The organism is Pseudomonas xionganensis, assembly GCF_009763245.1.
GTDB classification, from domain to species: domain Bacteria; phylum Pseudomonadota; class Gammaproteobacteria; order Pseudomonadales; family Pseudomonadaceae; genus Aquipseudomonas; species Aquipseudomonas xionganensis.
In genome coordinates, this window is the sequence record NZ_WKJZ01000003.1 from 45804 (window position 1) to 59548 (window position 13745).

Below are 13745 nucleotides of genomic sequence, written 5' to 3' on the forward strand. Positions count from 1 at the left end.
CATTTTGGAAAGGAATTGCCTTTGGGGCTTGCCCCATAACCAGGCCGAGAACAACAAAACTGCCCCAAGGCAGCCCCAGTACTGGTTAGGTCACATGTGACCATGGCAGCGTCAGCATCCAAAGTAATCCGTTTGCTCTTGATCCCCCGAATGGGGGTCACTCATAGAGTCACTGACTTGAGAAACCGGGTAAATCAACAAAAACAATCAGCCCGTCATAATAATAAAAACAAAGCACGCACCAACTTGGGGGGGAGCCTAGGTTCCCCCAGTAGCTTCCAGCAACGCCCTCGCCTCAGATTCCTACCTGTTTCTGCATCATCTTCCGACTCAATGCTAGAATCCGTGCCATTCCTGTGGCCGCCCTGTACTGTGGCCCGTCATTTTGTCAAACAGTGCCTCCCATGCTGAAAAAGCTGTTCAAGTCTTTCCGCTCCCCCCTGCGCCGTGGCAAACACGTCCACAGCACCCCGCAAGTGCTGGGCCGCAGCCAGCACCCCATCGAACGCAATGAAATCAGTCGCTACGCCACCAGCGTGGTCGAGCGCCTGCAAAAGGCCGGCTACCAGGCCTATCTGGTCGGCGGCTGTGTACGCGACCTGCTGCTGGATATCGACCCCAAGGATTTCGACGTGGCCACCAGCGCCACCCCCGAGCAGGTGCGCGCCGAGTTTCGCAATGCCCGGGTAATCGGCCGCCGCTTCAAGCTGGTGCATGTGCACTTTGGCCGCGAGATCATCGAAGTGGCGACCTTCCGCGCCAACCACCCGGAGGGCGATGAGGAAGAGAACAGCAACCTGGCTTCGCGCAACGAGAGCGGGCGCATCCTGCGCGACAACGTCTACGGCACCCTGGAAGACGATGCCCAGCGCCGCGACTTCACCATCAATGCGTTGTACTACGACCCCAGTACCGAACGCATCCTCGACTACGCCAACGGCGTGCACGATATCCGCAACCACCTGATCCGCCTGATCGGTGACCCCACCCAGCGCTACCAGGAAGACCCCGTGCGCATGCTGCGCGCCGTGCGTTTCGCCGCCAAGCTGGACTTCGATATCGAGAAACACAGCGCCGCGCCCATCTACAAGCTGGCGCCCATGCTGGCGGAAATCCCGGCCGCGCGCCTGTTCGAGGAAGTGCTCAAGCTGTTCCTCTCCGGCTATGCCATCTATACCTATGACCTGCTGCTCGACTACGGCCTGTTCGGCCAGTTGTTCCCGGCCAGTGCCGAGGCGCTCAAGGCCAACCCGGACTACACCGACCAGCTGATCCGCAACGCCCTGGAAAACACTGACCTGCGCCTGCAGCAGGGCAAGACCGTGACCCCGGCCTTCCTCTTCGCCGCCCTGCTCTGGCCCGCCCTGCCGGCGCGGGTGCTCAAGCTACAGGAGCGCGGCATGCCGCCGATCCCGGCCATGCAGGAGGCGGCCCATGAGCTGATCAGCGAGCAGTGCCAGCGCATCGCGGTCCCCAAGCGTTTCACCATGCCGATCCGCGAGATCTGGGATATGCAGGAACGCCTGCCCCGGCGCAGCGGCAAGCGCGCCGACCTGCTGCTGGAGAATCCGCGCTTCCGCGCCGGTTACGACTTCCTCCTGCTGCGTGAAAGCGCGGGCGAGCAGACCGGCGGTCTGGGCGACTGGTGGACCCGCTACCAGGATGTCAGTGACAGCGAGCGACGCGCCATGATCCGCGACCTCAGTGGCAAGGACGATGGCCCAGGCGCTCCGCGCAAGCGCCGGCGCAGCAGTGGCAAACGCAAGCGCGGCCCGGGCGAAGGCAGCGGCGGCCCGGCCGGCGAATAAGATGCAGCGCGACTCCGAGAACAGGGTGCTGCGCACCTATATCGGCCTGGGCAGCAACCTGGCCACCCCCCTCGAACAACTGCGCAGCGCCCTGGCGGCGCTGGCAGCGCTGCCGCAAACCGCCCTGGTGGCCCAGTCCGCCTTTTATATCAGCGACCCGCTGGGCCCGGCGGATCAGCCACGCTACGTCAACGCCGTAGCCGCGCTGGACACCGAACTGGCGCCACTGCAGCTGCTCGATGCCCTGCAGCGTATCGAACTGGAGCAGGGCCGCACGCGCAAGGCCGAGCGCTGGGGCCCACGCACCCTGGACCTGGATATCCTGCTGTTTGGCGACCTGCAACTGGCCGAACCGCGCCTGACCGTGCCGCACTACCATATGCACGCCCGCGCCTTTGTCCTCTATCCGCTGGCGGAAATCGCCCCGGACCTGCGCCTGCCGGACGGCCGCGCGCTGACCGAACTCCTCGCTGCCTGCCCCTTCGCAGGCCTGGAACGGCTCAACAGATCTGAAACCGTCACGAGCGAAGGTTAGGCAAGGCGCAACGCAGCGAAGCGGAGTAACGGCCGCAGGCTGACCCGAGGGGCGAGCACGGCGAGTCAAGGCAGGCGAAAAACGCAGCGTAGCGAAGTAACAGCCAACGGCTGGCCCGTAGGGTGAGCGCAGCGAATCAAGCGGAGTGTACGTCTGTACATGAGCATGTTGAGCCTGCTTTTAACGCCGCATAACCGAGCGCAGTAGGTTTCATTGGCGGTAACGCCCGTAACAGGTCGGTAACACCCGCAATTGACTTCAAGCCCCCCCATCAGGACTATAGGCGTCCCGTTGCGCCACACCGGTGCAATTCGAGGCCAATGCAGGCCCATTTGAAGCAGCACAACTGCCGACGGAATGCCTGAGTGAGGACCGTTTTCATGCCTGATGTAACCCTGACCACCCTGCAAAGCCTCAAGCACAGTGGCGAAAAAATCGCCATGCTGACCTGCTACGACGCCACTTTCGCCCAGGCCGCCTGTCAGGCCGGAGTCGACGTGCTGCTGGTGGGTGACTCCCTGGGCATGGTCCTGCAGGGCCATGACAGCACCCTGCCGGTCAGCGTCAGCGATATGGCCTACCATGTGGCCTGCGTCAAACGCGGCAACCAGGGCGCGCTGATCCTCGCCGACCTGCCCTTTATGGCCTATGCCACCCACGAGCAGGCCCTGGCCAACAGTGCCGCGCTGATGCAAGCCGGCGCCCATATGGTCAAGCTGGAAGGCGCCGCCTGGCTGGCCGAGCCGATTCGCCTGCTGGCCGAGCGCGGCGTGCCGGTGTGCGCCCACCTGGGCCTGACCCCGCAGGCGGTGAATATCCTCGGCGGCTACAAGGTGCAGGGCCGTCAGGAAGCCCAGGCGCGGCAGATGCGCGCCGACGCCATGGCCCTGGAACAGGCCGGTGCGGCCATGTTGCTGCTCGAATGCGTGCCCAGCGAGCTGGCCGCCGAGATCAGCCAGGCGGTGAAAATTCCGGTCATCGGCATCGGTGCCGGCAATGCCACCGACGGCCAGGTGCTGGTCCTGCACGATATGCTCGGGCTGTCCCTGAGTGGCCGCACGCCCAAGTTCGTGAAGAACTTTATGACCGGCCAGAGCAGTATTGGCGGCGCCATCAGCGCTTATGTCAAAGCGGTCAAGGACCAGAGCTTCCCCGCCGCCGAACACGGATTTTCTGCATGAATACAGTCAAGACCGTGCGCGAGTTGCGCGCCGCCGTCAGCCAGGCGCGCAAGGAAGGCAAGCAGATTGCCTTTGTCCCGACCATGGGCAACCTGCACGCCGGCCACGCCGCCCTGGTGGAAAAGGCCGCCCAGCGCGCCGACTTCGTGGTCGCCAGCATCTTCGTCAACCCGCTGCAGTTCGGCCCCAGCGAAGACCTGGACAAGTACCCGCGCACCCTCGCCGCAGATCAGGACAAACTTCTGGCTGCCGGCTGCAATCTGCTGTTCCACCCGGATGTCGCCGAAATGTACCCCCACGGCATGGACGGCCAGACCCGGGTCAGCGTGCCTGGGATCTCCGAAGGTCTGTGCGGCGCCAGCCGTCCAGGCCACTTCGAAGGCGTGGCCACGGTGGTGAGCAAGCTGTTCAATATGGTCCAGCCGGATCTGGCGATCTTTGGCCAGAAGGATTTCCAGCAGCTGGCGGTGATCCGCACCCTGGTGCGCGACCTGAATATGCCGATCCAGATCATCGGCGAGCCCACGGTACGCGCCGAAGATGGCCTGGCTCTGTCCTCGCGCAATGGCTATCTGAATACCGAACAGCGGGCCATCGCTCCCCTGCTCTATCGCCAGCTGCAGGCCATGGCCGCCGCTATTCAGGCCGGAGAACGGGACTACCCGAAACTGGTCGAAGCTGCGCAGCAGCAGCAGCGTGAAGCCGGCTTTAAACCGGACTATCTGGAGATTCGCGAGGCCAATAGCCTGCGTCCCGCCAGCCAGGTGGATAGCCAATTGGTGATTCTGGTCGCCGCGGTCATTGGCAGCACCCGCCTGATCGACAACCTGGCCTTCGACCTGGCCTCTTAGCCACCCCGACTTGCCTGCCCCCCGTTGCAGCCAGTTACACTCAAGGCCCGGATGACTCCGGGCTTTTTGTTATTCGTTTGCCCAAAACAAGGAATTCGCTGCAATGGCCTATTACCAGCAACCGCACGCCGTCACCCAACTGCCCGCCTGGCAAGCCCTGCGCCAGCACCGAGAGCAGATGCACGACTTCAGCATGCGCGAAGCCTTTGCCAGCGATGCCCAGCGCTTCAAACGTTTCTCCCTGAGCCATAGCGGCCTGCTGCTGGACTACTCGAAAAACCTGATCAACGAGCACACCCTGCAGCTGCTTGTGCAACTGGCCGAGCAGGCACAACTGGGCAGGTCAATCCAGGTCCTGTTCAAGGGCGAGCGGGTCAACGCCTCGGAAGGCCGCGCCGCCCTGCACACCGCCCTGCGCAGCCCCATCGGCAAGCGTCTGGTGCTGGACGGCGTGGATCTGATCCCCGAAGTGCACCGCGTGCTCAACCAGATGACCGAACTGGTCAGTCGCATCCACAGCGGCCTGTGGCGCGGCTACAGCGACAAGCCGATCACCGAGGTGGTGAATATCGGTATCGGCGGCTCCTTCCTCGGCCCGCAACTGGTCTCCGAAGCGCTGCGCCCCTTTACCCAGCGCGGTGTGCGCTGCCACTACCTGGCCAATATCGACGGCAGCGAGTTCCGCGAACTGACCGCCCGGCTCAACCCCGAGACCACCCTGTTTATTGTCTCCTCGAAATCCTTCGGCACGCTGGAAACCCTGAAAAACGCCCTGGCCGCCCGCGACTGGTACCTGGCCCTGGGCGGGCCAGAAGCCGAGCTGCACAAGCACTTTATCGCGGTCACCAGCAACCAGCAGGCCGCCATCGAATTCGGCATCAAGGCCGAGAATATCTTCCCCATGTGGGACTGGGTCGGCGGGCGCTACTCGCTGTGGTCGGCCATCGGCCTGCCCATCGCCCTGGCCATCGGCGTATCCAACTTCAAGGAACTGCTGGCCGGCGCCTACGCCATGGACCAGCACTTCGAGCAGGCGCCACTGGCCGAGAACATGCCGGTGCTGATGGCCCTGCTGGGGATCTGGTACGGCAATTTCTGGGAGGCCAAGAGCCAGGCCATCCTGCCCTACGACCACTACCTGCGTAACTTCACCAAGCATCTGCAGCAGCTGGATATGGAATCCAATGGCAAGAGCGTGCGCCAGGACGGCAGCCCGGTGGACTTCAGCACCGGCCCGGCAATCTGGGGCGGCGTCGGCTGCAACGGCCAACACGCCTACCACCAGCTGCTGCACCAGGGCACTCAATTGATCCCGGCGGACTTTATCGTACCGGTCAACAGCTTCAGCCCACTGGCCGACCACCACCAGTGGCTGTTCGCCAACTGCCTGTCCCAGGCCCAGGCCCTGATGCAGGGCAAGACCCTGGACGAGGCCGCCGCAGAGTTGCGTGCCAAGGGCCTGAGTGATGACGAGGTACAGCGTCTGGCCCCGCACAAGGTGATCCCCGGCAATCGGCCGAGCAATATTCTGGTCATGACCCGAGTCGCGCCCTTCAACCTGGGCGCCCTGGTCGCCCTGTACGAGCACAAGGTGTTCGTGCAGAGCGCCATCTGGGGCATCAATGCCTTCGACCAGTGGGGCGTGGAGCTGGGCAAGGAGCTGGGCCTGGGCGTCTATCAGCGCCTGACCGGCCAGCTCGACACGCCGGCCAGCGATGCCTCGACCCAGGGCTTGATCCAGCACTTCCGCGAACGTCATCGCGGCTAGGAGCCTGCCGGACTTAGGACTGTCCTACTGCGGAGCAAGCGGATCCGGGCTTGAACCAAGCACCTGCTTGGTCCACCCTTATGGGCATCGCGGAACACAACAACAAGGACCCGCCATGTTCGAGATCACCCGCCACCCCGTGACCGATGCCGTGCGCCAGCACGCCCACCTGGATAACGACGACTACCTGCGCCTGTACCAGCAATCCATCGAGCAACCGGAGCGCTTCTGGAGCGAACAGGCCCAGGCCTTCCTGCACTGGTTCAAGCCCTGGGACAGCGTGCAGCAGGGTGATCTGCTCAGCGGTGCGGGCAGCTGGTTCAAGGGCGGGCAACTGAATGTCAGCTACAACTGCATCGACCGCCATCTTGAACAGCGCGGCGAGCAGATCGCCCTGATCTGGGAAGGCGACAACCCCAGCGAATCGGCCAACATCACCTACAACAAGCTGCACAGCCACGTCTGCCGCCTGGCTAACGTGCTGAAAAGCCGTGGGGTGAAGAAGGGCGACCGGGTGTGCATCTATATGCCGATGATCCCCGAAGCCACCTACGCCATGCTCGCCTGCGCACGCATTGGTGCGGTGCATTCGGTAGTGTTCGGCGGCTTCTCCCCGGACGCCCTGCGCGACCGCATCCTCGATGCCGACTGCCGCACAGTAATCACCGCCGATGAAGGCGTGCGCGGCGGCAAGTACGTGGCGCTCAAGGCCAATGTCGACAAGGCACTGCAGAGCTGCCCGGACGTCAGCACCGTGGTGGTAGTGGAGCGCACCCAGGGCGAGATCGACTGGGTGGAAGGCCGCGATATCTGGTACCACAAGGCCCTGAGCGAGGCATCCAGCGATTGCCCGGCCGAACCCATGGAGGCCGAGGACCCGCTGTTTATCCTCTATACCTCGGGTTCCACCGGCAAACCCAAAGGCGTGCTGCACAGCACCGGCGGCTATTTGCTGATGGCGGCCATGACCCACAAGTACGTGTTCGACTACCACGAAGGCGATATCTACTGGTGCACCGCCGACGTCGGCTGGGTCACCGGGCACAGCTATATCGTCTACGGGCCGCTGGCCAACGGCGCCACCAGCCTTGTATTCGAAGGCGTGCCCAACTACCCGGACGCCTCGCGCTTCTGGCAGGTGATCGACAAGCATCAGGTGAATATCTTCTACACCGCCCCCACCGCCCTGCGCGCCCTGATGCGTGAAGGCGAAGGCCCGGTCAAAACCACCTCACGGGCCAGCCTGCGCCTGCTCGGCTCGGTGGGCGAGCCGATCAACCCGGAAGCCTGGGAGTGGTACTTCAATGTGGTCGGCGAGCGCCGCTGCCCCATCGTCGACACCTGGTGGCAAACCGAAACCGGCGCCATCCTGATCACTCCGCTGCCCGGCGCCACCGACCTCAAGCCCGGCTCGGCGACCCGGCCATTCTTTGGCGTACAGCCGGTGCTGCTGGATGAACAGGGCAAGGAGATCGACGGACCCGGGGCCGGTGTGCTGGCCATCAAGGACAGCTGGCCAAGCCAGATCCGCAGCGTCTACGGCGACCACCAGCGCATGATCGACACCTATCTCAAACCCTACCCTGGCTACTACTTCAGCGGCGACGGCGCGCGACGCGACGAGGACGGCTACTACTGGATCACCGGGCGGGTGGATGACGTGATCAACGTCTCCGGCCACCGTATCGGCACCGCCGAGGTGGAAAGCGCCCTGGTGCTGCACGATGCGGTGGCCGAAGCGGCGGTGGTCGGCTACCCCCATGACGTCAAGGGCCAGGGCATCTACGCCTACGTCACCCTGATGAAAGGCAGCGAGCCCAGCGACGAACTGACCCAGGAGCTACTGGCCCTGGTCGGCAAGGAAATCGGCAGCTTCGCCAAGCCGGAGCTGATCCAGTGGGCCCCGGGCCTGCCCAAGACCCGCTCGGGCAAGATCATGCGCCGTATCCTGCGCAAGATCGCCTGCAACGAGCTGGACAATATGGGCGACACCTCGACCCTGGCCGACCCCAGCGTGGTGGATGGGCTGATTGGGCAGCGCCTTAATCGCTAGGCGGCTGCAGGTCATAGGGCGGGTTAGTTGGAAGCCTACCCCGCCCTGATGATCGCTGTGGTGGATGAAAAAAGCGTCATCCACCCTACGCGCTGACCAACCGGTTCGCAGGCTGGCCGCAGACAAAGCCTCTGTGCCAACATAGCGCCCTTTCGCGGCCCGCCGCGCCCAGATGAGGATCGCTAGATGCAAGACGTCGTCATAGTCGCCGCCACCCGTACCGCCATCGGCAGCTTCCAGGGCTCTCTGGCCAATATTCCGGCACCGGAGCTGGGCGCTGCCGTGATCCGTCGCCTGCTGGAACAAACCAACCTGGATGGCGCCCAGGTCGACGAAGTGATTCTCGGCCAGGTGCTCACCGCAGGCAGCGGGCAGAACCCGGCGCGCCAGGCCGCCATCCTCGCCGGCCTGCCCCATGCGGTACCGGCCCTGACCCTGAACAAGGTCTGCGGCTCGGGCCTCAAGGCCCTGCATCTGGGCGCCCAGGCCATTCGCTGTGGCGATGCCGAGGCGATCATCGCCGGCGGCATGGAGAACATGAGCCTGGCCCCCTACGTGATGCCCGGCGCCCGCACCGGCCTGCGCATGGGCCACGCCAAGCTGATCGACAGCATGATCACCGATGGTCTGTGGGATGCCTTCAACGACTACCACATGGGCATCACCGCCGAGAACCTAGTGGACAAGTACGGCATCAGCCGTGAAGCACAGGACGCCTTCGCCGCGGCCTCGCAGCAGAAAGCCGTGGCCGCCATCGAAGCCGGGCGCTTTGCTGACGAAATCACCCCGATCCTGATTCCCCAGCGCAAGGGCGACCCGATTGCCTTCGCCACTGACGAGCAACCCCGCGCCGGCACCACCGCCGAGTCCCTGGGCAAGCTGAAACCGGCATTCAAGAAGGACGGCAGCGTCACTGCCGGCAACGCCTCCAGCCTTAACGATGGCGCCGCCGCCGTGCTGCTGATGAGCGCCGATAAGGCCAAGGCCCTGGGCCTGCCGGTACTGGCCCGCATCGCCAGCTACGCCAATGCCGGGGTCGATCCGGCGATCATGGGCATCGGCCCGGTCGGCGCCACCCAGCGCTGCCTGGCCAAGGCCGGCTGGCAGCTGAGTGAGCTGGACCTGATCGAAGCCAACGAAGCCTTCGCCGCCCAGGCCCTGGCCGTGGGCAAGGAACTGAACTGGGACGCCAGCAAGGTCAACGTCAACGGCGGCGCCATTGCCCTCGGCCACCCCATCGGCGGTTCCGGCTGCCGCGTACTGGTGACCCTGCTGCACGAAATGATCAAACGCGACGCCAAGAAGGGCCTGGCCACCCTGTGCATCGGCGGCGGTCAGGGCGTGGCCCTGGCCATTGAGCGGGACTGAGTTGTAGGGTGGATCACGCTTCACCGATCCACCGCCGTGGTGGATGTAAACAGCGACATCCACCCGATCCAGTTCACCGACACAACGCCGGCCAAGTGCCGGCGTTTTTCTTGCTAAACTGCCGGCCTTTCCTTACTCCGAGATGCCGCGCATGCCTGCTCTTGACCAGGCGCTGCGCGCCGCCCTGACTCACCGTGAACCTCTGCTCGCCGAACTGCACAGCCAGGGCACCGACTGCTACCGCCTGTTCCATGGCAGCCAGGAAGGTGCCGGCGGCCTGACCCTGGATCGCTACGGCCCACAACTGCTGGTACAGAGCTTCCATCAGAGCCTGAGCCGCGAGCAGCTGCTGCCACTGGCAGCCCAGTGCGAGCAGGCTTTGGGTACAGCGCTGCAACTGGTCTACAACGACCGCGCTCAGGGCAACTCGCGGATCGATCGCAGCGATGCCGTCTACCAGGCCGATGCCGCAGCCCTGAGCGACCAGATTGGTCGGGAATGGGGACTCAACTACCGGGTGCGCGGCCGCCATGCCGGGCAGGACCCGCTGCTGTTTCTCGACCTGCGCAACGCCCGCAGCTGGGTCAAGGCCCATAGCACCGGCAAATCCGTGCTCAACCTGTTCGCCTACACCTGTGGCGTCGGCCTGAGTGCTGCGGCGGGCGGTGCGAATGAGGTGGTCAACCTCGATTTCGCCGAAGGAAACCTGGCGGTGGGCCGCGAGAACGGCGCGCTCAATCCCGAACTGCCGGCCATGCAGTTTATCCAGTCGGATTATTTTCCGGCGATTCGTCAGCTGGCCGGGCTGCCGATCAATGCCCGCTGCGGACAGAAACTGCCGCACTATCCGCGCCTTGAACAACGCCAGTTTGATCGGGTGTTTCTCGACCCGCCGGCCTGGGCCAAGAGCGCCTTTGGCACCGTCGACCTGCTGCGCGACTACCAGAGCCTGCTCAAACCGGCCATCCTAGCCACCGCCGTGGATGGCGTGCTGATCTGCTGCAACAACCTGGCAAAAGTGGCGATGGACGACTGGCGTGAACAGGTGCTGCGCTGCGCCGACAAGCTCGGTCGCCCGGTGCGTGATTGCCAGGTGCTGGCCCCGGCTGCGGACTTTCCCTCCAGCGATGGCCAACCACCGCTCAAGACCCTGATCCTGCAGTTCTAGAGCCTTTACGGGAAAAATCCAGCCTCTGCGGAACTGCACCGACGTGCCATACTCCAAGGCACCTTTGGTCGGCACAGATGCACTCTCCATGCTTAAAGGACTAACCCGCGCCGTCAGCGCCCTGCTTATCGCCCTCACCCTCTACAGCCTGCTGGGCTTTCTGATTCTGCCGGGCATCGCCCTGCGCATCGCCAACCAGCAACTGGCCCAGTACGCCACTGTGCCGGCCAGCCTGCAACGCCTGCAGCTCAACCCCTTCAGCCTGGAGCTCAGCGCCTGGGGCCTGAGCATCGGCGCGCCGGGCGAGGAACAGCTGGGCTTTCAGCGCCTGTACACCAACCTGCAACTGGACAGCCTGTGGGGCGGCGCCCTGCACCTGGCCGCCATCGAACTGGACAAACCCAATAGTCAGCTGCTATTCGACAAGCAGGGCCGCCTCAACCTGACGCAACTGTTCAAGCTGCCCGCCAGCGATCAAGCAGAACACGAGACAGCAAACAGCGAGCCGTTTCCCTTGCGTATCGGGCGAATTGCCCTGAGCCAGGGCAACCTGCATTTTCAGGATCTGCGCCCCAGCGAAGCCATCGAATTTCTCTATGACGACCTGAATATCGAGCTGTTCAACCTCAGCACCCTGCCTGAGGACAATGCCGAGCTGACACTTGCGGCCACAGGCCCTGGAGGCGGACGCATCGACTGGAGCGGTAACCTCAGCCTGGTGCCCCTGAGTTCCAGCGGCACCTTGAAAGTCAGCGACGGTCAGCTCAAGGCCATCTGGCCCTATGTACGCGACGCACTGCCCCTGACCTTGCAGGAGGGCGCCTTCACGTTCAGCAGCGACTACCAACTCAGCCTGACCGAGAGTACCCAGGTACAACTGGATAACCTGCAACTGCAGCTGGCGCCGTTCGCCATCAACGACAGCGCCGGGCAACCGCTGGTCAAACTGGCCAGCCTGGAGGTCAGCGAAAGCAGCCTGGATCTACTCAAGCAGCAGGTTGTGATCGGCAAGGTGCGCAGCCAGCAGCTACACGCCTGGGCCAGCCGCGAGTCCGATGGCCAACTGAACTGGCAGAAGCTGCTGGCCAGCGCCCCCGCCAGCCCGGCCACGAACGCCCCCGCCACAGCGCCAGACGGCGTCGAGTTGCCAGCGGAGCCAGCCAGTGACCCAGCGACAGCCGCCGGCAAACCCTGGCAGGTGCTGCTGCGTGATGTGCAACTGCGCGACTACCGCCTGCACCTGGCCGACCAGCTCCCCGAGCAGGATGTGGCCCTGGAACTGGGCCCGCTGAACCTCGACCTGCAGGACTTCGACAGCCTCGGCACCCGCCCCTTCAGCCTCAAGCTGGACACAGGTGTGGGCAAAAGCGGCCAGGTGCAGGCCACTGGCCAGGTACAGCTCAGCCCCACTACGGCCAATCTCAAGGTCGTCAGCCGCGATATCGACCTGCGTCTGGCCCAGGCCTACCTCAGCCCCTTCGTGCAGGTCGAGTTGCGCAGCGGCCTGCTCGGCAGCGATCTGGCGGTCGAGCTGAACAGCACCGAGCCGCTGGCCCTGTCCATCGCCGGCAGCGCCCAGATCAGTCAGCTGCACAGCCTGGACACCCTCAAGCAGCGTGATCTGCTGCGTTGGCAGCAACTCGACCTGCAGGGCCTGAACTACCGGCATGGGGAACGCCTGCAGATCGACAAGGTACTGCTCAGCCAACCCTATGCGCGCTTTATCATCAATGAAGACCTCAGCACCAACCTCAGCGAACTGCTGATCCCCCAACCGCCTGCCACAGACAACACAACACCGGCCGCCCCACCCCTGGCCATCAACATCGGCGAGATTGCCTTCAAGGACGGCTCGGCGAATTTCGCCGACTTCAGCCTGACACCCAACTTTGCCACCGCCATCCAGCAGATGAACGGCCGCATCGGCACCCTCGACAGCCAGACCCAGAAACCTGCAGGCGTGGATATCACCGGCAAGGTGGACCGCTATGCGCCCGTCAGCATCAAGGGCCAGCTCAACCCCTTCGACCCACTGGACAGCCTGGACATTCACACCCTGTTCAAACAGGTCGAGCTGACCACCCTGACCCCCTACTCCGGCAAGTTCGCCGGCTTTCGCATCCGCAAGGGCCGGCTCAACCTCGACCTGCATTACCGCATCAGCAAAGGCCAGCTCAACGCAGAAAACAGCGTGGTGGTGGAGCAGCTGCAGCTGGGCGAAAAGGTCGACAGCCCCAATGCCGTGGACCTGCCGATACGTTTGGCGGTCGCCCTGCTCAAGGACACCGAGGGTAAAATCGCCATCAACCTGCCAGTCAAGGGCGACCTCAACAACCCCGAGTTCAGCGTGATGCCCATCGTCTGGCAGACCCTGCGCAATCTGGTACTGCGCGCCGCCCAGGCCCCATTCAAATTTATCGGCGGACTAGTCAGTGGCGGTAGCGATGTCGACCTGAGCAACGTGCCCTTTGCCGCCGGCAGCAGCGAACTGGAGGCCAGCGCCCAAAGCACCCTGGATATTCTGGCCAATGCCCTCAAGGAACGCCCGGCTCTGCGCCTTGAAGTGGAAGGTGTCAGCGCCGACAGCGATGGGCCATTACTGGCCGAACAGCGCCTACAGCGCGAATTCCAGAATACCTGGCAACGGATTCTGCAACGCCGTGGCGAGAGCGTGCCCGCCGATACCAGCCTGCTGGTCGTACCGGAAGACGAACAGGGCGCACTGCTGGAAGGGATTTACCGCGCACGCCTGAAGCAGCAACCGCCGCCCGAATGGCGTGAGCTGGACGATGAGCAGCGCAGTGCTCAACTGCGCGCTGCCGTGCTGCAGTCCTGGGCCCAGAGCAGCTTGCTGCAGCGTCAGCTGGCCCAGGCTCGCGCTGCCAGCATCAAGGACTATCTGGTGGACCGCGGCGGGCTGGCGGGCGAACGCATCTATCTGCTGGATGTCAAACTGACTGAGGCACAAGCCGACGGCAGCGTACTCAGCGCCCTGCACCTGGACAGTGAATGA

The 13745-nt window shown here is 64.0% G+C and carries 9 protein-coding genes; all 9 read left to right on the forward strand.

Annotation, left to right across the window (positions count from 1 at the left end):
- The first annotated feature begins 404 nt into the window (after positions 1-404).
- The 9 genes from GJV18_RS15105 (at position 405) to GJV18_RS15145 (ending at position 13745) form a co-directional block, all read left to right on the forward strand.
- Positions 405-1808, forward strand: a complete 1404-nt coding sequence (locus tag GJV18_RS15105; RefSeq protein WP_160347075.1) for a polynucleotide adenylyltransferase PcnB — start codon at positions 405-407, stop codon at positions 1806-1808.
- 1 nt (position 1809) lies between these two features.
- The gene (gene folK / locus GJV18_RS15110) at positions 1810-2343 is read left to right on the forward strand and encodes a 2-amino-4-hydroxy-6-hydroxymethyldihydropteridine diphosphokinase (RefSeq protein WP_160347077.1); all 534 of its coding nucleotides are present in this window, start codon (positions 1810-1812) and stop codon (positions 2341-2343) included.
- A gap of 380 nt (positions 2344-2723) precedes the next feature.
- On the forward strand, positions 2724-3524 hold the full coding sequence (gene panB, locus GJV18_RS15115) for a 3-methyl-2-oxobutanoate hydroxymethyltransferase (protein ID WP_160347079.1): 801 nt from the start codon (positions 2724-2726) through the stop codon (positions 3522-3524).
- Positions 3521-4375, forward strand: coding sequence for a pantoate--beta-alanine ligase (gene panC, locus GJV18_RS15120; RefSeq protein ID WP_160347081.1), 855 nt, complete (start codon positions 3521-3523; stop codon positions 4373-4375). Before panB ends, panC begins: the two co-directional genes overlap by 4 nt.
- A 103-nt stretch (positions 4376-4478) precedes the next feature.
- Complete coding sequence (gene pgi / locus GJV18_RS15125; RefSeq protein WP_160347084.1) at positions 4479-6143, forward strand: glucose-6-phosphate isomerase; 1665 nt, start codon at positions 4479-4481, stop codon at positions 6141-6143.
- Positions 6144-6258: 115 nt separating this feature from the next.
- Positions 6259-8196 (forward strand): acetate--CoA ligase, encoded by a 1938-nt coding sequence (gene acs, locus GJV18_RS15130; protein ID WP_160347086.1) that lies wholly within the window; start codon positions 6259-6261, stop codon positions 8194-8196.
- Between the two features lie 186 nt (positions 8197-8382).
- Positions 8383-9564: an acetyl-CoA C-acetyltransferase gene (locus GJV18_RS15135; protein ID WP_160347088.1), complete on the forward strand. Its 1182-nt coding sequence runs from the start codon at positions 8383-8385 to the stop codon at positions 9562-9564.
- Positions 9565-9715: 151 nt separating this feature from the next.
- Positions 9716-10732, forward strand: a complete 1017-nt coding sequence (locus GJV18_RS15140; protein WP_160347090.1) for a class I SAM-dependent rRNA methyltransferase — start codon at positions 9716-9718, stop codon at positions 10730-10732.
- 88 nt (positions 10733-10820) lie between these two features.
- Complete coding sequence (locus GJV18_RS15145; protein WP_160347092.1) at positions 10821-13745, forward strand: DUF748 domain-containing protein; 2925 nt, start codon at positions 10821-10823, stop codon at positions 13743-13745.

Excerpts from the sequence above, each read along its gene's own strand:
- GJV18_RS15105 (WP_160347075.1), top strand. The coding sequence starts at position 405 with ATGCTGAAAAAGCTGTTCAAGTCTTTCCGCTCCCCCCTGCGCCGTGGC.
- folK (WP_160347077.1), top strand. The coding sequence starts at position 1,810 with ATGCAGCGCGACTCCGAGAACAGGGTGCTGCGCACCTATATCGGCCTG.
- panB (WP_160347079.1), top strand. The coding sequence starts at position 2,724 with ATGCCTGATGTAACCCTGACCACCCTGCAAAGCCTCAAGCACAGTGGC.
- panC (WP_160347081.1), top strand. The coding sequence starts at position 3,521 with ATGAATACAGTCAAGACCGTGCGCGAGTTGCGCGCCGCCGTCAGCCAG.
- pgi (WP_160347084.1), top strand. The coding sequence starts at position 4,479 with ATGGCCTATTACCAGCAACCGCACGCCGTCACCCAACTGCCCGCCTGG.
- acs (WP_160347086.1), top strand. The coding sequence starts at position 6,259 with ATGTTCGAGATCACCCGCCACCCCGTGACCGATGCCGTGCGCCAGCAC.
- GJV18_RS15135 (WP_160347088.1), top strand. The coding sequence starts at position 8,383 with ATGCAAGACGTCGTCATAGTCGCCGCCACCCGTACCGCCATCGGCAGC.
- GJV18_RS15140 (WP_160347090.1), top strand. The coding sequence starts at position 9,716 with ATGCCTGCTCTTGACCAGGCGCTGCGCGCCGCCCTGACTCACCGTGAA.
- GJV18_RS15145 (WP_160347092.1), top strand. The coding sequence starts at position 10,821 with ATGCTTAAAGGACTAACCCGCGCCGTCAGCGCCCTGCTTATCGCCCTC.